Below are 26420 nucleotides of genomic sequence, written 5' to 3' on the forward strand. Positions count from 1 at the left end.
AGTAGACCAAGTATCAACCAATATTTGCCTAGCTCAAAGGAAACAAAATGACAAAAGTAAAGCCGACTATTGCACTGACATTAGGTGACCCAGCGGGTATTGGTGCCGAACTGATTGCGAAGTTACTCAGCCAAGCGGGTATCACACAGCAAGCCAACATTGTGGTCATCGGCGATGAATGGCTGTGGAAGCAAGGACAAGACGTTGCCCAAGTAAACATTGAAACAGTCGAAATCAATGCCTTACAAGATGCGCGTCAGTACGAGCATCAGGAGCAGATTCTTTTTGTCCCCATGAATACCGTCTCTCCTTTTGATGTCGACCTCGGCGTTGCTAACGCGGCAGGTGGAAAATCCGTGTTAGAAGTGCTTGATCACTGCCTAGACGCGGTAACCCAACACCACATTGATGCGATCTGTTTCGCCCCGCTGAATAAACACGCCATGATTCAATCAGGCATGCCATTCGAAGACGAGTTGCACTACTTTGCCAATCGGCTTGGGGTTAAAGACTATTTCTGTGAATTCAATACATTAGGTGATTTATGGACGTCCCGCATCTCGTCACATGTGCCGTTAAAAGAGGTCGCGCAATATCTGAGCGAGTCACGTATTCAAGCGGCCAGCCAACTGATTTACAAAGCGCTACAGGCCAACGGATTCGACTCGCCACGCGTGGCGGTGGCGGCATTCAATCCTCACGGCGGCGACGGCGGCGTTTGCGGTCGCGAGGAGATTGACATCATTACGCCTGCTGTCGCAAAGCTCAATCAAAATGGCTATCCGGTTCAAGGACCTTTCCCAGCAGACACGATTTTCCTCAAGGCACGAGACGGTGAACTAGATGCCGTTGTCACCATGTATCACGACCAAGGACAGATCGCTATCAAGCTCATGGGGTTCGAAAAAGGCGTCACTGTGCAAGGCGGATTACCCGTCCCTATCACCACGCCAGCCCATGGCACCGCCTATGACATCGCAGGGAAAAACCAAGCCAATGTCAGTGCCACCGTTCAAGCTTTCAATATCGCTTGTCGTATGGGCATGAGCTATCGCAAACAGTCTCACAAAAAATCGGCCTAACCCTTTCAGGAGATTTACGGATGAAGATTACAGACGTTAAAGCACGTGTATTTGAATGGAAAGGTCATACAGTACCTCCCCAAAATCACTTTTGTTCCAATGCAATGGATTTACTTTGGGACCGGGGCGACTCCATGGGCACATTTCGCTTTCATGGTTGGACCGTTGTTGAGGTCTACACCGACGAAGGCATTGTTGGCATTGGTAATGTTGCGCTCGCACCGCGAATCGCCAAGGAGATCATCGATCAATACCTGACCCCACTTGTTCTTGGTCAAGACCCGTTCGATTACGAATACCTTTGGCAACGTATGTACCGCTCTACACTCGCTTGGGGGCGTAAAGGGGTTGGTATGGCCGCCATCTCCGCCGTCGATATTGCGCTTTGGGACATCATGGGCAAAGCCACCAATAAGCCTGTTTTCAAGCTCCTTGGTGGCCGAACGAAAGAGAAAATCCCCTGTTACGCCTCCAAGCTCTACCGCACCGATCTCGATGAAATGCAGCGCGAGGCACAGACGTATCTCGACCAAGGCTTCACCGCGATGAAAATGCGCTTTGGTTACGGCCCTAAAGACGGCCCGCAAGGGGTAAGGGAAAATCTCAATAGTGTGGCAGCGGTTCGCGAAGTGATCGGCGAAGATATTGATTTGATGTTGGAGTGCTATATGGGCTGGAACCTTGAGTACACCAAACGCATTCTCCCCAAACTCGAACCTTACCAGCCTCGATGGCTCGAAGAGCCCGTCATTGCGGATGATATTGATGGCTATGCCGAGCTCAACCAGCTGACTTCAATCCCTATCTCTGGTGGCGAGCATGAGTTCACCCTGTACGGTTTTAGACAGCTGTTAGAAAAACGGGCGGTCTCGGTGATTCAATACGACACCAATCGCGTCGGCGGTATCACCGCAGCCCACAAAATCAATGCCTTAGCGGAGTCATTTGGCGTACCTGTTATTCCTCACGCGGGGCAAATGCACAATTATCACCTCACGATGTCCACACTTGCATCGCCGATGTCCGAGTACTTTCCAGTGCATGATGTCGAGATTGGCAATGAGCTATTTTATTACATTTTTGAAGGCGACCCTGCACCAGAAAACGGCTTTATCGACCTCGATGAGGATACGCCCGGACTCGGCCTATCGATAAATCAGCGCTATCTAGACCAATTCAATATCATCGAGTGAGGCCACCATGTCAGCAACTCAACTACGACTCATACAGTGTCATCATCAAGGTGCGATCAGAGCCGCCCTCGTTGAAGACGCCCATACCGTGCGGCTCCTTAATGTTGAAGATGGCGTTTATGGCTTAGCGCAATTGGCTATCGCTAACCAGCAAACGCTCATTGAGACAGTCAGTCATGTTCTGAGTAACTTGCGCCTCGACTATCAGATGCTTATCGACAATCAGTTACTTTTGCCACCGCTCACTCATCCGGATAGTGCGCGTTGCTTAGTCACAGGAACTGGGCTTACCCACCTTGGTAGTGCGGATGCCCGCGCGGAGATGCACGCCAAGTTAGCGGAAGATGAAACCCTTACAGACTCAATGAAAATGTTTCAGCTTGGCGTTAAAGGTGGAAAACCCAACAAGGGGACGGTCGGCGCACAACCTGAATGGTTTTACAAAGGTGATGGACGATGTGTTGTCGCCCCAGAGCAAGACATTACTATGCCCGATTTTGCTCAGGATGGAGGGGAAGAACCTGAACTCACCGCGTTATACATTATCGGCAACAATGGCCAGCCGTATCGTCTTGGTTTTGCCATTGGCAACGAGTTTTCAGACCACGTCACCGAACACGTTAACTATCTCTGGCTCGCGCATTCCAAGTTGCGTCAATGCAGCTATGGCCCTGAGTTGTTAGTCGGCGATCTGCCCGCGAGTCTAGAGGGACAGAGTCAAATCCACCGTGATGGCAAACCTCTGTGGCAAAAGGCTTTTTTAACAGGGGAAGCCAATATGGCCCATGCGTTCCACAACCTTGAGCATCACCATTTTAAGTATGATCAGTTCCAACGTCCGGGTGATGTGCATGTGCACTTCATGGGTACCGCAACCTTAAGTTTTGCCGACGGCATACAGACACAGCCAGGGGATAAATTTGAGATCTCTATTCCTGCTTTCGGTCGCCCGTTAAGAAACACATTACGCCAAGCGCAGGCAGACGCCCCCACTGTGACCATTTTGTAAGGAAAGGAAGATGACTTTAACAGGCTATAACGCAATCGGACAGCACTGGGTAAAAGGGACGAGAGAAGCCTTTTCGGCTATCGACCCTAGCACCAACCAAGCCCTTGATACGGCGTTCTTCGGTGCGGACATCGAACAAATGGAACAAGCATGTGAACTGGCGTACCACGCTTTCCGTCATTACCGCAAAACCTCCGCCAGTCAACGCGCACAGTTCTTGAATGCCATTGGCAAGGCGATCATGGCGCTGGGGGATACGCTTATTTTGCGCGCCATGGCGGAAACCGGATTACCTCAAGCACGTTTAGAAGGCGAACGGGGGCGAACTGTAGGGCAACTGGCGATGTTTGCAGACAGCTTACAACGTGGCTTAACCACAGTACCGCGTCTGGATAGCGCGATGCCTGAGCGCACACCTTTACCCCGCGCAGATCTGCGTTTGGGGCACATTCCTTTAGGTCCGGTCGCCATTTTCGGCGCGAGTAACTTCCCGTTGGCTTTCTCGGTAGCGGGTGGCGATACCGCTTCTGCGCTTGCCGCAGGTTGCCCAGTGATTGTCAAAGCGCATTCCGCGCATCCCGGCACATCAGAACTGATTGCCCATGCGATTCTATCGGCGGCCAGTGAAACAGAGATGCCTGATGGTGTGTTCTCCTTACTGTTTGATAGTCATCGCGATATCGGCCAAGGATTGGTCGCTCACCCGCTAATCAAAGCGGTCGGTTTTACCGGCTCTCGTGCCGGCGGTACAGCTCTGATGCAGTTGGCTCAACAGCGCCCTGAACCGATTCCAGTCTACGCAGAAATGAGCAGCATCAACCCCGTTTGCTTAATGCCCGACGCGCTGGCATCACGGGGAACGCAACTAGTGGACGGCTTTTGTACATCACTTCAAATGGGCGCTGGGCAATTTTGCACTAACCCCGGATTGGTGATCGGTTTTGATTCCCCCGAACTCGAGCGCTTTACTGAGCAAACAGCGGAAAAACTCAATCAAACCACCAGCCAAACCATGCTCACACCGGGTATTCATTCAGCCTATGAGGCTGGGGTTGGCAAATGGATTCAATCGCCACAGGTCGCGATGGTGGCTGAAGGCGAGCGCAATGAGAAACCAAACCAATGTACGCCTTACCTGTTTAGTACAACCGCCGATGCATTCCTCGCCGATCAAGCCTTACGCGAAGAGGTCTTCGGCGCTGCATCGTTAGTCGTCAAATGTCGCGATATGACGCAGTTTATTGCCGTTATCCATGCATTAGATGGCCAGCTGACCGCCACTCTTCACTGTGGCGAGCACGACGCCCCCGCCGACGTCCAAGCCATTTTGGACGAGCTTGAACTCAAAGTAGGGCGAGTGCTTTTTAATGGCTTCCCGACCGGGGTTGAAGTCTGTTATGCCATGGTGCATGGCGGCCCCTTCCCTGCGACATCCGATGCCCGAACAACGTCAGTCGGTGCAACCGCGATAGAGCGCTTTTTACGGCCTGTCTGTTATCAAGATGTCCCTAACGACTTTCTACCTGAGGCGCTACGTGATGGCCCATCAAAGCCGATTTACCGTTTAGAGGATGGTGTACTCATGTCTTATGGCCAGCCATAAGCACGAATAAGTCTAGGTCGATAAACCTAAGGAGTCGTGATGGCTAAACACCTCTTTGCCTTTGAGAAGCAACTGAAAAACCGCACCAAAAAAGAAATTTTGGCCAGTAAGTTGTTAGAAATGATCTTCTCTGGGTTGCTCCGAGATGGCGACACGCTACCGAGTGAGCGAGAGCTGTGCACCATGTTTGGGGTAAGCCGTGAAACCGTAAGGGGGGCGATCGGTATGGTCGCTGCCTATGGATTGATCGCCGTTTCTCACGGCGCAAAGAGTCGCATCAACAGGAGTGAAGAGGGTTTACAACGCTGTGCGGAATTGGTTCCAGCGTTAACCAATTTAACCATTAACAATTTTGATATTGATGCGGTATTCGAAAGTCGCAAAGTCGTTGAATCGGCGATAGCCCGCGGGGTCGCATGTCACATTGACCCAACGGGCCTTCACCAACTAGCAGAGTTAATTGATCAACAAAAAACCATGTTCAACAACGCTGCACACTTTCAACTTTCGGATAAGCGCTTCCACAAACTGATTGCCGAGTATTCGGATAATGCCATTTTGGCCGAATACGCCGACGAGCTTTACGCCTACGGCCTGAATTTCCGCCGCAGCGTGTTAGAGCAACCGGGGGCAATCGAAAAGAGTTACCACGAGCATGTGGCGATCTATCAAGCACTGAATCAAGGCGATGCCAGTTTGGCTGAGGCAGCCATGCTAAATCACCTCGATAGTGTGTACGAGACGACCGTTACTGCGATGAGGTTAATGCGCTGAAGACCAGCGCCCGAGGGTAATCCACGTGATTACGTTCGTCGATGATGACATCACCAATGTATGGAGAAAAACAGGCATGAACATCAAGACAATTCGGAAAATGATCGTTAAAACGGCATGTGCATCTTTGGTGCTCGCCGCGCCTTACTCAGTCGCAGATGAACTGATATTTGCGATAGGGGCAGCACAAGGTTCACTGCAGTATAAAACGGCGGAGAAGTTTACCACGACCGCAAACATTGCGCTAAAAGACGCAGGCCTTGATTACTCAATTAGCTTATTTGGAGATGGTCAGCTCGGCAAAGATAAAGAGCTCATGCAGAAACTCAAACTCGGCACTGTGCACTTAAGCCAGCCTTCCTCGATCATGGCAAAAGTGACGCCACAATTTGCGCTTTTTGACATGCCATTCTTGGTCAAAGACCGTGACCATCTGGCTAAGATTGAATCCGAGGTATTTTGGCCATCTATCGCACCCACAGCAGAAACCAAAGGCTACACCGTGTTGAGCATGTGGGAAAACGGCTTCCGGCATATCTCTAACAATACCCGCCCAATCACCACACCTAAAGATCTCGAAGGCATCAAGCTACGCACCCCCAACAGTACTTGGCGCGTAGGGATGTTCCGTACATGGGGAGGAAATCCAACACCGATGTCGTTCTCAGAGGTTTTTGTTGCGCTGCAAACGGGTGTCATTGATGGTCAAGAGAACCCACTGACCAACATCTACGCCGCGAAGTTTAACGAAGTTCAGAAGTACCTCTCGCTAACCAATCACGTTTATAGCCCTTCCTATCTGGTTGCGGGTAAACGCACGTGGGGCAAGTTACCGGAAGAAGTTCAAAGCATCATTCGAGAATCTGCAAACAGTATTAAGCCTTGGATGTATGCGCTCTCTGACCAACAAGAGAAAGAGCTATTAACCAAACTTGAGCAAGGCGGTATGCAGGTCAACATCGCAAGTTATCAGGCGTTTGTGGATGCGAGCCAACCCATTTACGACCAGTTCTCACAGGAAGTAGAAGGCGGTAAGGCGATGCTAGACACCGTCCTCGACCTCGCCAAGTAAACGAACACATTATCTCTGTAACCTACATCTAAAACAAAAACGATAAAACGGGGCGGACCACCGCCCCTTCAAGGAGGAGTCCCATGGTGAAGAAACTCGCGAGCTGGTTCGAAAAAGGACTAGAAGTGCTCTCGGTCTCACTGGTGTTCTCGATGACCTTTGTCATCGTGTTCGGTGTGATCATGCGGAAACTCGGTATGTCGCTGATCTGGTATGACGAAGTCGCATCACTGCTTCTCGTCTGGGTCACCTACTATGGAGCGGCCACCGCGGCCATTAAGCGAAGTCACCTCGGCTTTAGTGGCTTACTCTACAGCGCAAAGGGCTCTCTTCAAACCACGCTATTTTGGCTTTCAGAAGCGATCGTCATTGGCTTTTTTACCCTTGTCGCCTATTACGGATGGACTGTACTGGCCTTCTTTGAGGGCGAAACCTTGATCAGCTTACCTTGGGTATCCGTTCCCTTTGTCCAATCCGTTATTCCTATCGGCGCTTTCCTGTTTATCTGTGCTGAGCTGCTCTCGATTCCACAAGCGCTCGAAGATATGCGTGACGGCCGAGATCACGACCGCGCTGAACTTGAAGAATATGCCGAAGAGTGCGGTATAGATAAAGATGACCTCATGCCTGCGCGCCAAACCAATATCAACAAACAGATGGAGGCCAAACTATGATGTACTTATTGCTCTTCGGAGGCCTGCTTGCACTGGTCATGATCAATGTCCCGATCGCCGTCTCTATTGGTGTCGTCGCAATCGGCGGCATGTTGCTCACCTCTGGTAGCGACGCCATGCTGAATGTGCCATTGACGCTGTTTGAAGGCGCGACCAAATTTCCATTATTGGCGATCCCCCTGTTTGTCCTCGCGGGTGAATTGATGAACACCTCTAGCATCTCTCGCCGTTTAATTGACCTTGTCTCCGCCATGATTGGCTTTGTGCGCGGTGGGCTTGCCATGGTGAACATTGGCGTTTCGATGTTTTTTGCCGAAATATCGGGCTCAGCGGTGGCGGATGTCGCTGCGACAGGCAGCGTGTTAATGCCCGCGATGAAAAAGAAAGGCTACAAGGCCACCTTTGTCGCGGCAATAACGTCGTCATCCGCTTCTCTCGCCATCATCATTCCTCCTTCTATCTCTATGATTCTCTATGGTGCCATTGCGGATACCTCGATCGTCAAACTCTTTCTGGCGGGCGTCGTCCCGGGCATTTTAGGGGGGGCGATGATGATGGCTCTGTCGTACTACTTTGCTATTCGCTACAACTTACCTCGCGAGGAAGCCTTCAGCTTTGCGCACCTAAAGCAAAAGTTTAAAGAAGCCTTTTGGGCGCTATTGCTACCCGTCATCATTCTTGGGGGTATCTTCGGCGGCGTTGTCACGGCAACTGAAGGGGCGGGATTGGCAGTCATCGCGGCGTTGGTGATTGGGTTTTGTGTTTATCGAGAATTAACCCTCACCCATCTTTACAAATGCATGGTCAGAGCCAGCGTTCAAACGGCGGCGGTGATGCTACTCGTTGCAACATCAGCGCTACTCGGTCTCTTCTTAACCGAAGTCCGTCTACCTCAGCAAATGGCGCAAGCGATTCTTAACTTTACCGACAGTAAAGTGGTGGTGTTGATGCTGCTTAACATCTTGTTCTTTGTACTAGGGATGTTTTTGCACGGTGCCGCAGCCATTATTCTCGTGGTGCCAATGGTCTTGCCACTCGTGTTGCAGTTTGGCATCGACCCGATTCATTTTGGGTTGATCGTTACCTTGAATCTCGCCATAGGCCAGCAGACCCCACCCGTTGCCAGTGTGCTTGCGACGGCCTGCTCGATTGCTAAAGTCGATATCTGGTCGACAACGCGCGCCAACCTGCCGTTTATCGGCGTGCTCATCGCACTACTACTGCTCGTTACCTATGTCCCCTTCATTACCTTAGGGCTGGTCGATTTTGTCTATAGCTAGTTGAAACCTCAACCACCTTTGGGAAATGGCGTGTCCTCACCAGCCCCTTGGAACTGGCGAGGCACCCTGCAGGTCTTTCGTAAGGCGTATTGATATCAAGACATCAATCTCCTCTTGATATCCGCATCGGTAAACGATGCACCTTCCCACCTTACGATGCGCCATTTCCCACTTTTTCATTGCATGGGCCTCTTTCCCTCCCCATAATTAAGCCACTACCCCTCCTAATTGGCGATAAAGGATCTATCCCCATGACCCGTGCGGCATTTGCCTTCGAGAAAACCCTTAAAAATAAAACCAAGAAAGAAATTTTGGCGGAAAAGATCATCGAAATGATCATCACGGGACTGTTGCGAGATGGTGATGTTCTACCGAGTGAACGCGAGCTCAGTAGCATGTTTGGAGTCAGCAGAGAGACGGTGCGCGGGGCGCTAGGCATCATCCAAGCCTATGGCTTAATTCACGTTTCACACGGTGCCAAAACACGTGTGAATCGAGATGAAGCGCTGTTAGCAAAAGAAAACTGGCTGCCAGAATCGAGCTCATTAGAGATCAATACGCACTCTTTAGACACCGTTTTTGAAAGTCGTAAAGTGATTGAGTCAGCCATTGCCCGCAAAGCCGCGGCTAAAGTAACGGAAGCTCAACTCGAGGAACTCGGTAATCTTTTGAAGCAACAAGCTGGCATGTTTAATGACCCAGTACGTTTCCAGCTTTCAGACCATCAGTTTCATCAACACATCGCCGCCATTGCGGATAACCCGATTCTCATCAATTACTCCGATGACCTTTACGCCTACGGTTTAAAGTTTCGCCGACAAGTCATGAATCAGCCCGGCTCAATCGAACAAAGTTACCTTGAACATATCGATATCTATAACGCACTGAGTCAAAAAGATGAGGCCGCCGCTGAAGCCGCGATGATTCGTCACATTACCAGTGTCCATCAAACGACACTTGCTGCCATCCAAACGGAAGAGTGAACCTAAAAAAACAGCGCAGATCCCTCTGCGCTGGAAAGGCAAGTTACGCTAAGGTAACAACAGCCAGCTAGGTCTACATGAAAACCGTTAACTTCGCATCACACCAGTTCAGTGAGCATGCTCTCATCGTATTCTGTTAAAGGCTGCGCGGTACGGACTTTCTCCACGTAATCTGGATTGGCGATAAATGGACGACCAATCGCCAATAGGTCAAATTTCTCTTCTGCGATTGCTTCGCTACCAGACTCAGCCGAGTAACTGCCATTACCGACTAAGGTATGCGCATAATGACGACGCAGGTATGCCGTTGGTCGCCCTTCAAGCCCGTCATACTCCGCACTATCATCAAAGATACCGACATGAAGATAAGCCAATGAACGAGCGTTCAATTGATCCAGCAGATAATCGAAAACCGCTTCATCACGATGGTCTGGGGTTAAGTTAAAATAACCGACGGGTGACACTCGCAATGCGGTGCGATCGGCGCCAATTCTTGCGATTACCGCGTCTGTTACTTCTAACGCAAATCGCGACATATTTTCAGGATTGCCACCATAGAGGTCACCGCGTTCATTGGAACTAAAGTGCAAGAACTGATCGATCAGATAGCCGTTTGCACCATGAATCTCGACCCCATCAAAGCCTGCATCGATCGCATTTGAGGCCGCTTGCGCGTAATCTGCCACTAACTGGCTAATCTCCTCTAAGGTTGCAGGCTTAGGTGTTTGGTATTCAAGTTCACGCATGCGAGGGACGGTACCTTCAACACCAAGTGCGGATGGGGCGAGCACATACTCACCATTAAAAAAGTGCGGGTGCGCCACGCGACCAGTGTGCCAAAGCTGAGCAAAAATCTTACCGCCTTTCGCATGCACTGCGTCAGTGACCTTTCTCCAACCTTCAATTTGGGCAACAGAAAACAGCCCCGGTGTATTTGGGTAGCCCTGACCGTCAGGTCGAATTATCACCGCTTCTGAAATGATCAAGCCTGCATCGGCACGACGTGCATAGTAATCCGCCATAGCTTGCGTTGGGACGAGATCGTCATCCGACATACAACGCGTTAACGGTGCCATTAAAATTCTATTTTGCAATGTCAAAGTTTCATTGAGCTTGAATGATTCGAATAGGCTGCTTGTCATGGTTCTGTTCCCTTTAATTTTGAACGCCCATTCAAATTAGACGTTCTTGAACGATCATTCAAGTACTTTTTTGAATGATTGTTCAATTTAAACTAGAATGCTCTTCTGAGAACATGAGAGAAGAGTAACCAATGCGTAGTGCCGAGTTTGACCGCACGGAAGTGCTAAGAGCCGCAATGAACATTTTCATTGAGAAAGGTTATGCCAAAACAAGTATGCAAGACTTGAAGAAAGCCACAGGGTTACACCCGGGCTCGATATACTGTGCATTTGAAAACAAACGCGGTCTTCTCATGGCGGCATTAAGTCAGTATGGCGAAGACAGTGCCAACAACTTTCAGCATCACTTTCGAGAAGGGGATGCTTTGCTACTTGGCTTCAAGCATTTCTTAGATAGCGTCGTCTATGAGTGTGAACGCGCGGAAGTGAGAGACTGTCTACTTCAGAAAGCAATGAGTGAGCTAACCAAGCAAGACGCAGAAGTCGAAGCATACATCAGCGGTTTAATGCAGCAATGGCACAAAGGCATCGCCTGCAAACTGAATCTTGCTCAAGAACGTGGCGAAATTAGTGCAGATCGAGATATCGAAGCGCTGAGCAACTTTGTTGTCATGAGCATTTACGGCATTCGTACGTTTTCACACACCCACCCTACTCCAGGCACCATTACTAAACTGGCTGAGCAAATCTATCAGATTGTGGTTGATTCGGCGATTGCTGTCCGAGAAGTTAAATAGTCTATGAGTGAGCCCAATCATTCCCTGACCCCGTCGAGAATTTGATTGCCCAACTTTCTAGTAACACCAATATACTCAAGTGGCCTCAAGATGTCAGAGTATAAAACAAAGCCCAGCACATGCTGGGCTTTGTTACATACGCATGGAACTCAACATGCTTGAAAGTCTGTACAGATAGTGTACTTAATCCGCCGCCATTTCTGCCAAGGTTTCCATCTGCTCAATAGTCTGCACCATAATGTCGTTACGCGATGCACGCATATCGCGAATGATCTCAGCCAACGTCATCGTTTGATAGCGCTCCATTGCCATTGCCGCAATGGCTTGTCCCGTTCTGCCAACACCTGCACGACAGTGAATCACAGGCAGCAACTTTTCAGGATCTTGCGCCGCTCGGCTGCCACGCTCCACATAAAACGCACGTTTTTCCGCCATAGTACGCTCAACCAATGCCACGAGATTACGTGTCACTAATGCACTCACGGTTTGATGATCTGGCCAGTTGTGAACATGGACAACCGGAATCTCAATCCCAGCTTCGTATCCCATCACTTCAATGCGGTAGAGGTTTGCTTCAATGCCATCTCCGAGCTGTTCGACCCCGGTTGGCGTCACTTCCGTCGCCAATGGCCCATAGTTATAAGAATGGGCAAAGTAACCGGGCATCACATGGCCATTGATATCGGCGTTACTCGCAAGCACAACCAGCACTGGCGTACGATTATCCACCAGCATTTGGAAAAAAGGCACTAGTTGTGTCATCAAAGGGTATTGCGTTGCAATCGCCACGTTATCACCATTGATACGAATACGATTTGCATTTAAATCAGGGCGTACATTGGTCTCTGCACTATGGGGCAACTCAAAACGATCACGACGTGGATCGAAGGGTAAACTGCGGGCATGTCCTTTAATTGCCATCAGCTCGCTTGGGGAAAAATCAGCCAACTGTACTACCTCATTTTCATTCATTACTGGGTGTCACCTATAAGTTATCTTATCGCTCTCGCAGAGTTTTAACGCAAGTCATTGAGAATGACGATGTCACAGACCTTGTCAAACCATCATACGTAGAAAACGCTTATCAAGCTCTATCGATAGACCTCAAGGTGGAATGCACCAATCTTATACCGCGAGCCCCAACCGACTCAAGTGGAAGCCCCAAACAATCAACAAGGTACTCGATTTCACCGTGTCGCTGATTTACTCTACGGAGCAGACTCACGCTATCTTAAGGAGTAACCTCAGTGACTCACTCGCGTATCGCACCGCATCAAGGACAAGCCAGTATCGTCACCGTCACGTTGAATCCTGCTCTCGACCTTACCGGCCAACTGGCGGCATTGCAGGTCGGCGAAGTCAACAAGGTCAACGCGGCACACCTGAGACCCGCGGGCAAAGGCGTCAACGTAGCTATGGTACTTGCCGATTTGGGCGCAAGCGTCATCGCAACTGGCCTTGTCGGTAAAGAGAGCCACGCACAGTTCTCAGCGCTTTTTGCCCAGTATGGCATTACCGATGCGTTTGTTGATATTGAAGGCAGTTGCCGCATTAACGTCAAAGTCGCGGAGGACTCTGGCCGCATCAGTGATATCAACTTTCCTGGTAGCGCTATTCATCCAGATGACCTCGTCATTTTCGAAAAGCGCCTGTTTATGCTGGCTGAACAGCATACTGTTTTTGTCTTCGCTGGCAGCTTACCCGAACAACTCCCACCCGAGACGCTCCAACGCTGGCTCACTCACCTTTCAAACCAAGGAAAGCAGGTCATTTTTGACAGTAGTGGCGATGCCTTCGCCGCAGGAATACGTGCTTTACCATTTTTAATAAAACCCAACGAGAGCGAGCTGGGTGAGTACCTTAATGCACCAATCGATACCCTTGCGCAAGCAAAGCGTGCCGCCGTTGAACTCTCGCAAACAGGGTTAAGTCATGTGGTCGTCTCTATGGGTGAAAAAGGGGTGTTGTGGCAGTCAGCACAACAAACATTGCACGCAACACCGCCTGCTGTGCCGATCGCGAGCACTGTCGGTGCGGGCGATACACTTGTTGCCGGACTGACTTTTGGTCACCTACAAGACTGGGAAATGGAAAAGACACTGCAGTTTGCGACCGCACTGTCTGCGATGGCGGTGAGTCAACTCGGCGTCGGAATGAAAGACGACAATACGCTTGATGAGCTCATCGCTCGCACTGTCGTTACGTCTCTGTGATAACTCTCTGACACCCTCATCAATTTTCAAATTAACACAGGGCACTCACCATTAAGGTTTGCGCCCTGCCTTGCCTCTCCCCCCCTAAAAACCTCTACTAAAGCCACTGCCTCACATACAAACACCGCCAGATAAGCCCATCAAAAACATCACTCAAAGCCATAAACATGAAAACACTATAGACAAAATCAATATTTGATCATATTTTATCCATAGTGTTTTCATTTTTTGGTGACAGTGATGAAGCTACAACAGAAGAAAGCAGAGATAAAAAAGAAGATCATTGACGCAGCTGTTGAGCTGATGGCCGATGAAGGGTTCAAAAATGTCTCAATGCGTAAAATTGCCAAGCAGGCTGGTGTTGGTGATGCCACTATTTACAACTACTTCCCCAGCAAAGAGAAAATACTCTACGGTTACTTTGAACAGATCATTACTCAGTCCATTGCAGACGTTGACGAGACCCAAGGTATCGACGAGTTTGAAGTCCACGAAAAAGTGCAACTATTACTTGAGATCCATCTAGGATATCTACTCAACCACCGAGAGTTTGTGGCTGAGGCCTTCGAGCTAGCGTTTCTCTCTCCTGCCGCAAAATACGGCGCGATATCACCACTCAAGCAACAACTCACTGAGACATTTGCCTCCTATCTAGAAGCTGCATACGACGCTGGGCAACTCCAGCCACAAAGCGGCAGTAGTTTTATTCCTTCCCTGTTTTGGGACTACTACATTGGCGTTGTCGCCTATTGGCTAAGAGATGACTCGGAAGAGTTTACCCAGACAACCCAGCTTATCGATCTCAGCCTTGCACTGGCGATGTCAGTCTTAGAGAGCGGTATCTTGAACAAAGCTGGCGATATGATGGGCTTCCTTTTCAGAAACCATATGTTCTCTGGCTTTGACTATGTCACCAAAGCGCTTAACACCATTCGACCGCTTAAGCGCCGATAGTAGGAGGCTGACATGACAAAGATACCTACCAGTAAAGTACGTCGCAGCGCCGTGGTCGCAGGGACGCTACTCAAAGTCGGCGGAAAAACGCTTTCTCACAAAGCGAAGTCGGCCATCTCTGCATCTCCAAACCAAGACGCCTATGAAGAAGATGTCGCAAAGCTGCTTTTTAAAACACTCTCAACATTGCGTGGGACTGGGCTGAAAGTGGCGCAAATGCTCTGCATGGAACAATCCTATATTCCAGAGACCATTCGAAAAGAACTGGGTAAAGCGTGTTATCAGGCACCTGGCATTAATCGCGCTTTAGTCCGTAAAGTCATCAAAACCGAACTCGGTGATTGGCCTGAGAACATTTTTGCTAGTTTTGAAAGCACGCCCTTTGCTGCTGCCAGCTTAGGTCAGGTGCATTTCGCCACCGATAGATCAGGTAAAAAGCTTGCCGTCAAAATTCAGTATCCCGGTATCGCAGAAACCATTCGCTCCGACATGGCGACATTGCGTCAGCTTGCTAAAGTGATGCCGAGTTATTTTGACCTATCAGACATGTTGCCTGAGATTGAAACACGCTTGCTCGAGGAGGTCGACTACCGGCAGGAGCGAGAGAAAGGCCTTCAATTTGCCCGGCACGCGTTCAACAATATTGTCGTTGCCAAACCCATTGACGCCTTCTGTAGCGATAAAGTGCTGACAACCGAGTATTTAGAAGGTGAGCATCTCGACAGCTGGCTTGCGAACCAACCTGATCAAACACGCCGTAATCAGGTTTGCCAAACCCTGAACGACCTCTTCACACATGCGCTCGTTTTTGGTGAAGACTTTCATGCCGACCCCAATGTAGGCAACTTCCTAGTACTAGATGATGGCCGTCTCGCCGTACTCGATTTTGGTTGCGTCCAACCAAATTCTCAGAGAGAGAGTGAGCCCTTTTTGAACATGTTACTCAGTTATCGCGAGCAAGATACCGAAGGTGTGATCAAGTGGTTTAGCGAACTTTACGAATTCACACTCCAAGAAAACTCACAACAAGCTTTTGCTGGATTTATGCAATGGAAGAGCGCCCTACTCTCCCGCGCTGGCTTCGATTTTTCAACCGACCCTGCCTATTTAGAAAAGGGCATCGAGATGGCATTTACTGAGCATAAATCTCAAAAACTGCCCTTCAAGCCAAAAGGCAACATCGCCTTCATGGAGCGCGTCATGTACGGCTATTTACGTCTCTTTCAACAAGCGCAAGTTCAAGTGCACTATAAGCTCACCGCGGAGGAGTTCAATGGAGATCAGTAACCATTACTGGCTAATCGCCGCGTTAGTCTGCGGGTTCACGGCATTTTTACACCTCATTGCCGGTCACTACGAGCCCATCAAACCCTTTATGGCGTCGGATACCCCGGCAATGCGCAAAGGAACACTCTATGCGTGTTGGCATATGGTAACGGTCGTCTTATTCGGCAGTGCCATTGCCCTGCTTAGCGCCGCATTGGGACAAGGAAGCGCACTGTTGGTGCTCTTTATCTCCGTCTTATTTCTGCTATTTGGCCTGCTGTTTTTACTGATCGCAATAGGCTTCTCCCCAAAGCGGAACCCCTTCTTTCTCCCGCAATGGACGCTACTGCTGCCGATTGGTGGTCTGGGTCTATTAGGGCTACAACAATAGAGGAGCAGTACCATGAGTCAAAGAGAAAGTAATATCAATCGCACATTGGCGTTGTATCAAGCATTAAAACAGCGAGATACGGCGCAAATTGACGCGCTACTTGTCGAAGAGCCTGTTTGGGATGTTGCGCCGGGCACGCCTAATGGCAAAGTGATGGTCGGAAAGCAGGCCATCTTTGGTGAGTTTTATCCGAGTATCTTGGCCCTTTATCACACCTTTACCGCGAAGATTGAGCACGTAGTCGGCGATGACGACAATGTCGTTGTCACCGGCAACTATCTCTTTCAACGTGAAGAGAGTAGTGAGACTGAAGCCGCTCGTTTTTGCCATCATTGGACATTTGATGACAAGGGTAAAATCGAAGGCGTCTGGCAAGTCGCGGACAGTAAATGCCTGTAGGCCCTTAGCAAGCTGACGGTCAAACGGGGAGCTCGTTCCCCGTTTTGACTCTGCGAGAGCAAGATCATCTTTCGAGTGAGTCCAATATCTCTTCAACGACAGCGCGTGCAGAACGCGCCGCCGCATGAACACTACTCCAATCTGTGCCATCTGTGTACGCATCACCAGCAAAATAAAGACGATGACCGACACTTTCACCCAAACGACGTACAAGCAGCCAACTTTCATCATCGGCCACATACCCCCCTTTCGCAAAAGGCTCTGTATTCCAGTTTTGGTAAAGGTGTCTCAGATAGTACTTTGATGCTTGCCCATCAAAAAGACCATCGAGCTCGGCTAGGACTTCCTCAATAAGGGCGGACTCATCAAGCTGATTGTAATGACTGGCCCAAGCTCCAACGCTGAAAAGGCCGAGTATATGCTGGTCGCTATCTTGGCCATAAGCGGCATCGTAATAGAGCTTTTCGCCTTCTATTTTGTGGTCGGTCGCCAACTCAATGAAGGTAGGATAGAAACGCGCTGAGAACGCGATAAAAAGCTTACAGCCATCCCACACATTTACCTTGGCAATCGCCTCGCGTTTGCGTATTGGCAAAGCAGGAAGAAATGTGATGGCATTGCTTTGTAAGAGCTTTACCGGCGCAGTGAGGATCACTCGGTCCGCCTTCATTAGGTTGTCTTTCGAAGTGACCACGACTTGCTTGCCAGTATAATCGACGTGTGTGACCTCACGGTTGAAAATGATGTGTTCAGCGACAGAGGGATAAATGTAGCGCTGAAAAAAATCAAACCATGTTGTGCCAATGAACTTTCTATCATCAAAGTCGCCCACTTGATGATAGGTGAGTGTTTCACCATCATAGAAACCCGCCAGATCTGTGGTTTCATAGGGTGTGGTCTCGATACCTATCGCTACCCGGCTGTCATTCACTAGCTCTTCGAAAATCGACAGAGAGACATGCAACCATTCCGCACCAAGTGGTATGGGAAAGTCGGCAAAATCCGCACTGCGCTTCATTCGCCCACCGATCGCCGACGAAGCTTCGAGAATACGAAAATCAATACCTTGCTGACGAAGCAGGTAACCCGCAGTAAGGCCTGCTGCACCCGCGCCAATAATTAACACTGTGCCATCAAATCGTCGCCCATCATTCACCTGATGACCAGTTGCATTAAGAAAAGGAGGTAAGCATGCAGTTACTCCTAGCAACTGGCACATCTTGAGAAAATCACGTCGATTCATGACTTGAGGATCCTTTGCACTCATTAAACATCCAGTATACACCTGAACAAGTTTGGCCTGATGAACGGCGGCGCCCCTTACTCAGCACTCAGTACACTCATCGAGTGTCGTTTCACATCTCACATATCGCCGTCGGGCTCGCCAATGGTATGATACTCCGCTCACGGCATCTAAATGTAGGCGAAATAATCCTTTGAGTAACGCAATTTTCCACCGCGCTCGACATCTTCTGTATTTCATGTGGCATCGTTTAAAAAGCAGTGGCTTACAGATGCTAACAAGCTTTCTCTTTGTGCGTGCGACGCTCTTCATTCTGTTTGTCCCACTCGATATTTGGATAACCTCAAAACTCATGCAGTTTCATGGCGTGACCGCACTAGCGAATCAAGAGCTACTCAGTTTCTTCCTCGCGCCAGCTGGCTTTTTGTTGATGCTTTGGTTTGTTACTCAAATCAGTTTTGCTTTTTTCGTAGAACATGCCGCTATCAGTATTCTATTGGCGCAACACGATATCGGTAAGCGCTCCATCCTCGATACGTTCGGGCTCATTGTGCAACGCAGTTGGCGCGTGTCAAAAGTCGTGCTGGCACAATCAATCGGTATTAGCCTGCTGCTTGCCTCATTATTGTGGTGTGGGCGTTGGATCTATGGACTCATGCTCAGTGATTGGGATATTAACTACTATCTGAACCATCAAATGAGCTCGCTGTGGTTCGCGCTCGGCACACTGCTCCTCATTACCTTGCCTCTGGTGTTGCTTGTCTTGCGCTACTGGGCAAGCTGGTGGCTGGCTTTGCCCCTGAGCCTTTTCCAAAATTGCTCGCAATGGCAACTGTTCAAGCAAGCACGACAGCTCAGTCAGGGGATCTATCGGCTAATTTTGCTTGGCCACGTTTTCTGGCTATTTGTCCGTGTAGTGATTGCAGCCACCTTCGCGACCAGCTTGCTGCTGTTACTCGATCCTCTGTTGCTCTGGGCAACATCTGACCCCGATCCCTACCCTTGGCTTATTGCGTCGAGCTTTTTGCTGATTGGCGTTGTTCTTCTGTTGAGCTTTGTTGACCGTTTTATATACGCGAGTTGCCAGTACTATTTACTGCGCCTACAAACCAAGCGCCTCAAGCTCGTCAGTGAACAAGCACGCACCATCGGCCTTCAACAAACCACGCAGCGTCGCACTCTCGTGAGTAGCGCGATGGTATTGCTCATCTCATTCGCCGCATTTACTGGATATCAAGATATACGACATTTTATCGCCCATCTACAAACGGATACCTCTGGCTATATCACGGCGCATCGCGCTGGCGGGTTTGCGCATCCGGAAAACAGTGAAGCAGGAGTGCAACACGCGATTGAGCTTGGGGTAAGAAGCACAGAAATTGATGTACAGATCACTCTCGATGGACACATTGTCGTCTTCCACGATCGCGATCTTGGCCGAATGATTGGCGACCCCATGGTGGTTGAAATGTCACGCTATGAGGATATCGTCAGCGCCTATCAAGCAGTCGGTCAAACACCCCCGCCACTATTGATTGATCTCCTCGACAAATACGCAAGCGAGATTGAGTTCAATATCGAGTTAAAACGCTACAACCAAAGCATGGATCTCGCTATCGAGATTGCAAAGTTGCTCACTCACTATCAACACCCCATGGTCGTCTCGAGCTTGGATGTCGCCTTACTCGCGCGTGTTATGACGGAACTGGAAGACCGTCGCCCCTCGCAGCTCAGGTATGCACTAATCTATGCGGCCAGTATGGGCGAATCTGCACTTGAACGTGAAGTTGATATGTTGATGGTCAGTGATCAATGGTTAAATGCCTGGCGAATAATCGAGATTCAGCAACGCGAGCAGGAAGTGTTGGTTTGGACTATCAATACCACAGCGAGTATGGAGCGCCTTTTTCTGCTTGGCGTAGATGGCATCATTACCGATGAGCCTCAGCTTGCCATTGAAACAAGAGCGACAATCGATGAAATGGAGTTTTCTCAGCGAGCAATGCTCACATTACGTTATTGGTTATCGCTGTAACTCAACTAGCAGCAAACTTGAGTTTGGGGGAAGCACTCCCCCATTTAACAACAAGTAGAATAACATTTGAATGAATATGCTCTAACCAGCCCAAGACGCACAGCGCTAAGTGAGCTCTCTCAGCTAGCCATCTGTTCGTTTAGTGTGTCTCAGTTATTAGTTAATAAAATCGAGCGTCAACAATAAGCGCATATCACCATCATTCACTGCTGGCGATCGATGAACAAGTCCAGCGCTCTCATTGCCTTCCCAAAGTTCACCTTTCAGCAACGCAACATCGCCTGCGGTCAACTGTTGAATATCTTTCGCATTGGCATAGAGACCAGACTCGCTATCTATCTTACCGATGGCTCCGAGTTGCGAGCGATCGACATGACTGTGAGGTAGCCATTCTGTTGCTATACCTTGAAACGTCGTCACTAATCGACAAGGCACTTTATCAACGTGAAAGCGCGGGCACATCGCCTGACTCAACACTGTCAATCGCAAGCCCACTCTTTTAAGCTCAAAGAGACAACAGAACATATCGACCAACTCGGCAATACTTGCACTCAGTTCACTATAGGCTGCCGATTTTAGTGCCTCTTGAACACTCGCATGCGCACTTTGTGGTGAAACGGTCATTGAGGTTTGAAACGTTGGATAGGCAGCAATAAAGTCACTCACCTGACGCTGCAATGAATCGGAAAGATCGCGATGCCAAATCGCAATATTCGCATCATCTTCATAAATATCACACAACACCGCAGGCTCATCTCCTTGCACGGCACGGCGATGTTTCTTTTGCTCCTGTTGAATCTGAGGTTGCTCTGCAGCATTTTGCTGAGTTGATTGGGATAATCCTTCAGTCATCATTGGATTGTTACCATTTAAAGCTTGTGTTAACGAAACGTGAAAATCACACTATCGTTACAATATAACATCACAATTGTGAAAAGCGCCACGCCGCAGGGCAAATTCCTTCATTGCGCTCTAATGCTATAGAGATTGTTATCAGCGCCATACAAGACTTGTGTGCCTTCAAATGCAAAACCTAAGCGCTTCAGCAGTGCGTTGGAGGCGATATTGTCTGGGAGTGTAACCGCAAGAATAGTTTCTAGATGATACGCTTGTTTGGAATGTTCAATCACAGCCAATGCTGCCTCACGCGCAAAGCCTTGCCGACGAAATTCAGGTAAAAAAGCATAGCCCAAGTCTGGATGCGGCAGCTCAGATCGCAAAACGAGCCCACACATACCTATCACTGTATTGGATGACTTTAATACCACGGCATTCAAACCATAACCCACTTTCGTATACGCTTGGAGCGGCCCATTTCGCAAATAGTCTCGCGCCGCTTCCAAGTCCCGCACCTTCTTGTCAACGATGTATTGAATAAATGCGGGATCATTTAACTGCGTGAGGATGTAACTCGCATCGTTCAAGTCAAAATGCCTCACGACGAGTCGTTCTGTTTCTGCAATAGTTACTGTTTGTTCTTTCATCTTACTCACTTAGACTTTCAGTGAATTCCATTGAAAAGCAATATGTTATATTAACTTTATTATCAGTTTAGTCTGTGAAGAAGTGTTAGCATACGCATTGAGGCAAAACAGTTTCAAGCAGAAGAGTGCTACTCACTGATGACAGATTTCGCATAGCAAAGCAGCATTGTTCTTAACTAAAGAAAGAGAAAAGCAAGGATAGATATCTCAATTACTCATTCTACGCCGTTGCTTATCGTGCTAACACCACCACACAAGTTGTTAGCATACCGACACAGAAAAAACATGCAGAGAAATTTATAAACAGACACTCACACCCCTTAACAACTTTAGGAGCATGGCCGACTATCACTCGGGAATGAAACTCTTAAAAAATTAAAAATCATGATAATAACATTATCAATAAAAACAATACTAAAGTCATACAGAAACAATACTAAAATCATGCATAAACATATAGATAATCAAGAAAATATAGATCACAATATTCGTAAAAACACATATCAAATAGAAAGACAAATATTATAATCACCTCAAACAACTTGGAGGAAACATGAATAAAAAATTCTTGTTAAGCTGCTTAATATTATCTTTTTCAGTAAACGCCGGATTTGATCAAATCATTTCAGATATCAATGCTGACTCACCACTATCATTAGAAAACTCAATAGGGAAATCCGTTAGCTTTCTTTCTGGAAAAATCTACTCTAGCTGCCTGGATTACGCGCCAAGTGGAGAGCTCATTATCGTCGATCAGTCCGGGTTAGAAAGTGAAGTTTTTATTGACATTATTCATGAGAGCTTTTCTTCTACTGAGTTCAAGAATAGACACTCAAACTTTAACGCTTCCGTTTCTACAGTTAAATTTTCACCCACATATAACAAAATGAGCACCTTAGTAAGTGAAGTTACTAATAAAAATGAAAGAACTAACCTCATACTTAGCATAAGTAACACTGGTTACATTAAGAGGTTAAAAGGTGATCCAGTACCAAAAATTTTAGATAGGCATGAGCAAGTACTCCTTCCCCAAACAGACGAATCAAAGAGAGAGTTTAGGGAAAACTGTTATGATGGGTATATACATCGGGTCGTCGGAGGAAAGTCCTTATTTGTCACAATCAGTTTAGAATCTGAAAGCATGACTTTGTCAGAAAGACAAGAAAAAACAAGGGGATTGCAAGGTGCACTTAAAAGGTTCACAGGTTCAAAAGACAGGGCTATCATAGAAGAGATAAAAGAAGAAACTTCTGGCATGAGGTTGGTCATCAAAGAAGTAATATCAGGTAAAGAGCAAGATGACATCATTGTTTCTAGTATTGATGAACTCGTTGAGTTAATTGAATACTTTGAAGACCCTTCCACGGATGATTTAACCGTTGTTAGCTATGACGTCAGTACATATCCTCCCGTTGGTAGCTGGGAACAGAGTAAAAGCAAGTTTTATCTAGATGTTAGTGATAAGGTTGAAAAAGTATACAGCTGGCAATACTTTTATGAAGATATATACTCTCCCCGTTGCCTTTCGAGCAACAGTATAGACAGTGATCTAGAAGCTATTTGTAATACTACTGAAATAGCGATAAAAAAACATGTTGAGTTTTGTTCAAGCAATGATATGAATGACTGGGTAAGTTGCTATGCACCAAATCAAAACGAATGCCTCCTAGAGTCTGGACAGAACTGCGATCACCTAAAGCACTTTGATGTTCCTGAAGCGCCCGTTCATGAGCCTGAATGGCACACAATATATTCAGGTCCAGCGACAACCAATCGAATTAACATTGAGAATGTACCTTTTAATATTAGAATAAATGGTAACGAGCTTTACCAAGATTTACTCATTGAAGAAAGTGGAACAGCATCCTGCCAAGGTGGTTCAGCAACAATTGAAGCGTCCTGCACTGTGCAAGTAACTCCTTCTAACACTACCGGATCCAGCTACGTCCAAGGCTGCTTTTCCAGAGTTACTGGGCCACAAAGTAGTCAATGTAATCCGATTACCGTTACTGCTGATGGTCAAATTCACACAGTCGAAGCTTATTACTAAGGTGGAGAAGAAAAATGAAATTACTACCTCTAATGTTAACAATAACCATGGGGCTCTCTCCTCAAGTACTCGCTAATGACTCTTACAGTTTCGACTATTTGGGCAATGATGTAGGCATGTCTGTTAACCTGCTATCCGGAGAGCTGAAGCCATCTTGTTTTGATTCTACATCTTTTAGGGTCTCGTCGATAAATACCGGTTTACCTGTAACAGAAAAGTCATTCACATACGTCGAAGACAAAAAAAGTGCTGAACGTTTTTTTCAAGACAACAGTGATGTAGCTATTGGAATTCCAAAGCTGAGTGCTAAGAGAATCAAGAGCTTGATGTACAATATCCACGAAGAAGAAGTAAATAAATATCTTCTATTTAACTACACACGACTAGCAAAAAATTACATTATTGACCAAAATACTGCAGAGCTAAATCCAAAGTACGTATCTCTTCTCAATAATGAAGATGAGACAATTAAGCACAACTTCAGAGATGAGTGTGGTGACGGGTTTATTAATCAAGTCATTGGAGGAAAAGCACTAAATCTAGCAATAAAGTATGACTCATATGGATTAACCTATACAGAAGAACAAAATCTCCGTACAGAAATGTCGTCAGCATTTAACAATTTACTTAGCATTAATGGCGACGATACCGAGATAAGGCAACTCAAGCAAAAGTGGGGAAGTCAACGATTTACCTTAGTAGCGCAAGCTCTAGGTAGCGAATTATATGTAAGCGAGCTGTCTATTGATAATATAAAAGGTGTGTTTGACTCTTTCTTAAGAAGCGACAATGATCGATTTACAGCTTTTAAATATGATACAAGAAAATATTCTCAGCTAGCCGACCATAACTCTAGTATGTTTATCGATATTTATAATAAAGATAAAGAGATTTTAGAGTGGGATGAATTTATTTCCTCTGAGTTCAACTCGAAGTGTGAACCCACCACTACAGACGACACGATATGCAGGTTGACTTACGACACATACTTAACCCAGAGTCAAATATGTTCAGATTCGAATCTCTGGGGCGATTGTAAATCTCCTATTGATGCTTCATGTATGATGACAGACCCTTACACCGAGCAAACTTACAGATGTGATGTGCTAACTGATTATGATGTACCGGACCTACCTGACGTAGGGCCAATTTGGCGAGAGCTTTACAATGGGGCACCGACAGTAGAGCGTATAGACGTTGATTCAGATCATGACGATATCGCCATAAACGGTGTCATCCGCAGAGCAAATTATATAGTTACAGAAACTGGTTACTTACAATGCCCTGGAGGACAGTTTCCCGTATCGGCCTCTTGTGAGGTAATTGTCGAGGATGGACACGTAAAAGGGTGCTACAAAGAAGAGTATTTCGGAAGTGGATCTCAATGTTCAACTATCTTGAAAGTTGATGGAAGAATATCTCTCTTAGAAGGACTCAACTAAACCTTTGTTTACCAGAATCCAATCGAGTAGGAGGAGGCCTCACGGCCTCCGTCCTCTCACACCACCGTACAAGCGTGGGTCGCATACGGCGGTTCCGAATATATTTTCAGTGACTCATACCCGTCTCGTAACGAGTATAATTCCATCTCATTGAACCATTTAACTGGCATGGCGTGATTCAACTGGGGCGTTAACGCCAGATGCCACCAACCTTTATCTGACATCGCTAGCTTCCACGCATTGCGCTCTGTTACACCTTGTCGCTGTAACCATGTCGCTATACTGTATCTGCGTTTGCGCTGCTTCAGTCGGTAGCATCTTAATCGACGTCGTATCCATTCGTCTAAACGCTGCATCGCGCTCTTACGTATGGCGAGCTTGAAGTAGTGCTGCCAACCTCGTAGGTATTGGGTTAACTCGGTGATTATTACCGATAACTCTCGACCTCGATTTCGCTTCGTTATTCTCCGCACTCGCTTCTTCATTTGAGCTTGTGCCGATTTCGATATCAGGATTGCTTCATCTCTCTTGAAGCTATGGCCTAGGTAAGCTCGCTCTGTCACTCTTGTCGCGGCACTTTTCTCACGATTTACCGTGAGCTTTAGCTTCTGCTCCAAGAACTCCGTTATCGACGCTTTGACTCGATGGGCGGCTTCCTCACTACGAACGTAGATTTGGCAGTCGTCTGCATATCGACAGAACTTATGCCCCCTTCGCTCTAACTCTTTATCCAGTTCATCTAATACGATATTAGAAAGTAACGGAGATAATGGCCCGCCCTGTGGCGTTCCTCGTTGTCTCTGTTCAACTATCCCATTTCGCATTAAGCCTGCCTGTAGATATGCCCTGATTAGCTTTAACACTCGCTTATCATCAATGTCCTGCGATAGTCTGTACATCAGCCTATCGTGGTTCACTGTGTCGAAGTATTTCGCTAAGTCGATATCTACAACATAACCTCGACCATCCCTGATATAGCGACTTGCCGCTGCTAACGCATCATGCGCACTGCGGTTCGGCCTGAACCCATAACTACTGGCGGAGAACTTAGGCTCATAGATATCAGTCAGCACCGATGTCATTGCCTGTTGAACAACCCTATCAAGCACCGTGGGGATGCCTAGTTGCCTTACACCACCATTAGGTTTAGGGATTTCTACACCAAGGACTGGTTGAGGTTGGTAGCTTCCGTCCAGAAGACTCTGCCGGAGCGCTTGCCCATTTGAAGCTTGTCGAAGTTTTGAGATGGTCGCTGTGATATCGAGCCTGTCGACACCTGCGCACCCCTTGTTCTTCTTCACGCGTCGAAGAGCATGGTTCAGATTCGCTGAGGCGCTGATTTGTTCCATCAGCGGAGTTGGGGTCACCATGGTAAGACCCCACTTCCCTAGACA

The 26420-nt window shown here is 47.8% G+C and carries 24 protein-coding genes; 18 read left to right on the plus strand and 6 right to left on the minus strand.

Annotated features, from left to right (window positions below):
* Positions 1 to 47: 47 nt before the first annotated feature.
* From TSUB_RS09985 to TSUB_RS10025, 9 genes are all read left to right on the plus strand, one after another.
* Positions 48 to 1082, plus strand: a complete 1035-nt coding sequence (locus TSUB_RS09985; protein ID WP_087017240.1) for a 4-hydroxythreonine-4-phosphate dehydrogenase PdxA — start codon at positions 48 to 50, stop codon at positions 1080 to 1082.
* Between the two features lie 20 nt (positions 1083 to 1102).
* Positions 1103 to 2275, plus strand: a complete 1173-nt coding sequence (locus tag TSUB_RS09990) for an L-rhamnonate dehydratase (protein ID WP_087017238.1) — start codon at positions 1103 to 1105, stop codon at positions 2273 to 2275.
* A gap of 7 nt (positions 2276 to 2282) precedes the next feature.
* The gene (gene araD1, locus TSUB_RS09995) at positions 2283 to 3284 is read left to right on the plus strand and encodes an AraD1 family protein (RefSeq protein WP_087017237.1); all 1002 of its coding nucleotides are present in this window, start codon (positions 2283 to 2285) and stop codon (positions 3282 to 3284) included.
* A gap of 10 nt (positions 3285 to 3294) precedes the next feature.
* Positions 3295 to 4887: an aldehyde dehydrogenase (NADP(+)) gene (locus tag TSUB_RS10000; protein WP_087017235.1), complete on the plus strand. Its 1593-nt coding sequence runs from the start codon at positions 3295 to 3297 to the stop codon at positions 4885 to 4887.
* A 39-nt stretch (positions 4888 to 4926) separates the two neighbouring features.
* Complete coding sequence (locus TSUB_RS10005) at positions 4927 to 5661, plus strand: FadR/GntR family transcriptional regulator (protein WP_087017233.1); 735 nt, start codon at positions 4927 to 4929, stop codon at positions 5659 to 5661.
* Between the two features lie 25 nt (positions 5662 to 5686).
* Positions 5687 to 6733 (plus strand): TRAP transporter substrate-binding protein, encoded by a 1047-nt coding sequence (locus TSUB_RS10010; RefSeq protein ID WP_246616347.1) that lies wholly within the window; start codon positions 5687 to 5689, stop codon positions 6731 to 6733.
* A gap of 83 nt (positions 6734 to 6816) precedes the next feature.
* Positions 6817 to 7407, plus strand: a complete 591-nt coding sequence (locus TSUB_RS10015) for a TRAP transporter small permease (protein WP_087017229.1) — start codon at positions 6817 to 6819, stop codon at positions 7405 to 7407.
* Entirely contained in the window at positions 7404 to 8687 is a 1284-nt protein-coding gene (locus TSUB_RS10020) for a TRAP transporter large permease (protein WP_087017226.1), read from the plus strand. The genes TSUB_RS10015 and TSUB_RS10020 overlap by 4 nt, the downstream gene beginning before the upstream one ends.
* Positions 8688 to 8938: 251 nt before the next feature.
* On the plus strand, positions 8939 to 9670 hold the full coding sequence (locus TSUB_RS10025) for a FadR/GntR family transcriptional regulator (RefSeq protein ID WP_087017223.1): 732 nt from the start codon (positions 8939 to 8941) through the stop codon (positions 9668 to 9670).
* Positions 9671 to 9768: 98 nt separating this feature from the next.
* Here the strand turns inward: TSUB_RS10025 and TSUB_RS10030 are convergent, their stop codons facing one another.
* Positions 9769 to 10812, minus strand: a complete 1044-nt coding sequence (locus TSUB_RS10030) for an alkene reductase (RefSeq protein WP_087017221.1) — start codon at positions 10810 to 10812, stop codon at positions 9769 to 9771.
* Between the two features lie 131 nt (positions 10813 to 10943).
* On the opposite strand from TSUB_RS10030, the gene TSUB_RS10035 reads away from it, so the two are divergent.
* Positions 10944 to 11549, plus strand: coding sequence for a TetR/AcrR family transcriptional regulator (locus TSUB_RS10035; protein ID WP_087017220.1), 606 nt, complete (start codon positions 10944 to 10946; stop codon positions 11547 to 11549).
* 183 nt (positions 11550 to 11732) lie between these two features.
* On the opposite strand, the gene TSUB_RS10040 is transcribed toward TSUB_RS10035, so the two are convergent.
* The gene (locus TSUB_RS10040; RefSeq protein WP_087017218.1) at positions 11733 to 12521 is read right to left on the minus strand and encodes a protein-tyrosine phosphatase family protein; all 789 of its coding nucleotides are present in this window, start codon (positions 12519 to 12521) and stop codon (positions 11733 to 11735) included.
* Between the two features lie 275 nt (positions 12522 to 12796).
* Here TSUB_RS10040 and pfkB point away from each other — a divergent pair, with 275 nt between their 5' ends.
* From pfkB to TSUB_RS10065, 5 genes are all read left to right on the plus strand, one after another.
* The gene (pfkB, locus tag TSUB_RS10045; RefSeq protein WP_246616348.1) at positions 12797 to 13762 is read left to right on the plus strand and encodes a 1-phosphofructokinase; all 966 of its coding nucleotides are present in this window, start codon (positions 12797 to 12799) and stop codon (positions 13760 to 13762) included.
* A gap of 240 nt (positions 13763 to 14002) precedes the next feature.
* The gene (locus tag TSUB_RS10050) at positions 14003 to 14716 is read left to right on the plus strand and encodes a TetR/AcrR family transcriptional regulator (RefSeq protein ID WP_087017216.1); all 714 of its coding nucleotides are present in this window, start codon (positions 14003 to 14005) and stop codon (positions 14714 to 14716) included.
* A 12-nt stretch (positions 14717 to 14728) separates the two neighbouring features.
* Positions 14729 to 16003: an ABC1 kinase family protein gene (locus tag TSUB_RS10055; protein ID WP_087017214.1), complete on the plus strand. Its 1275-nt coding sequence runs from the start codon at positions 14729 to 14731 to the stop codon at positions 16001 to 16003.
* Complete coding sequence (locus TSUB_RS10060; protein WP_087017212.1) at positions 15990 to 16373, plus strand: hypothetical protein; 384 nt, start codon at positions 15990 to 15992, stop codon at positions 16371 to 16373. Before TSUB_RS10055 ends, TSUB_RS10060 begins: the two co-directional genes overlap by 14 nt.
* A 12-nt stretch (positions 16374 to 16385) precedes the next feature.
* Entirely contained in the window at positions 16386 to 16772 is a 387-nt protein-coding gene (locus TSUB_RS10065) for a nuclear transport factor 2 family protein (RefSeq protein ID WP_087017210.1), read from the plus strand.
* Between the two features lie 64 nt (positions 16773 to 16836).
* Here TSUB_RS10065 and TSUB_RS10070 read toward each other — a convergent pair whose 3' ends face one another.
* A complete protein-coding gene (locus tag TSUB_RS10070; RefSeq protein WP_159064794.1) occupies positions 16837 to 18015 on the minus strand; it encodes a flavin monoamine oxidase family protein in 1179 nt (392 codons plus the stop codon).
* Positions 18016 to 18208: 193 nt separating this feature from the next.
* On the opposite strand from TSUB_RS10070, the gene TSUB_RS10075 reads away from it, so the two are divergent.
* Positions 18209 to 20050 (plus strand): glycerophosphodiester phosphodiesterase, encoded by a 1842-nt coding sequence (locus TSUB_RS10075; RefSeq protein WP_246616349.1) that lies wholly within the window; start codon positions 18209 to 18211, stop codon positions 20048 to 20050.
* A 156-nt stretch (positions 20051 to 20206) separates the two neighbouring features.
* Here TSUB_RS10075 and TSUB_RS10080 read toward each other — a convergent pair whose 3' ends face one another.
* Complete coding sequence (locus TSUB_RS10080) at positions 20207 to 20905, minus strand: DUF1826 domain-containing protein (RefSeq protein ID WP_246616350.1); 699 nt, start codon at positions 20903 to 20905, stop codon at positions 20207 to 20209.
* 107 nt (positions 20906 to 21012) lie between these two features.
* On the minus strand, positions 21013 to 21534 hold the full coding sequence (locus tag TSUB_RS10085) for a GNAT family N-acetyltransferase (RefSeq protein WP_087017204.1): 522 nt from the start codon (positions 21532 to 21534) through the stop codon (positions 21013 to 21015).
* A gap of 553 nt (positions 21535 to 22087) precedes the next feature.
* On the opposite strand from TSUB_RS10085, the gene TSUB_RS10090 reads away from it, so the two are divergent.
* Together TSUB_RS10090 and TSUB_RS10095 are read left to right on the plus strand one after the other, a co-directional pair.
* Positions 22088 to 23584: a type 1 periplasmic-binding domain-containing protein gene (locus TSUB_RS10090; protein WP_087018046.1), complete on the plus strand. Its 1497-nt coding sequence runs from the start codon at positions 22088 to 22090 to the stop codon at positions 23582 to 23584.
* 14 nt (positions 23585 to 23598) lie between these two features.
* Positions 23599 to 25026, plus strand: a complete 1428-nt coding sequence (locus TSUB_RS10095; protein ID WP_221274518.1) for a hypothetical protein — start codon at positions 23599 to 23601, stop codon at positions 25024 to 25026.
* 56 nt (positions 25027 to 25082) lie between these two features.
* Here the strand turns inward: TSUB_RS10095 and ltrA are convergent, their stop codons facing one another.
* Positions 25083 to 26375 (minus strand): group II intron reverse transcriptase/maturase, encoded by a 1293-nt coding sequence (gene ltrA / locus TSUB_RS10100; RefSeq protein WP_221274588.1) that lies wholly within the window; start codon positions 26373 to 26375, stop codon positions 25083 to 25085.
* Positions 26376 to 26420: the final 45 nt, after the last annotated feature.

It is taken from the genome of Thaumasiovibrio subtropicus, assembly GCF_019703835.1.
GTDB lineage: Bacteria > Pseudomonadota > Gammaproteobacteria > Enterobacterales > Vibrionaceae > Thaumasiovibrio > Thaumasiovibrio subtropicus.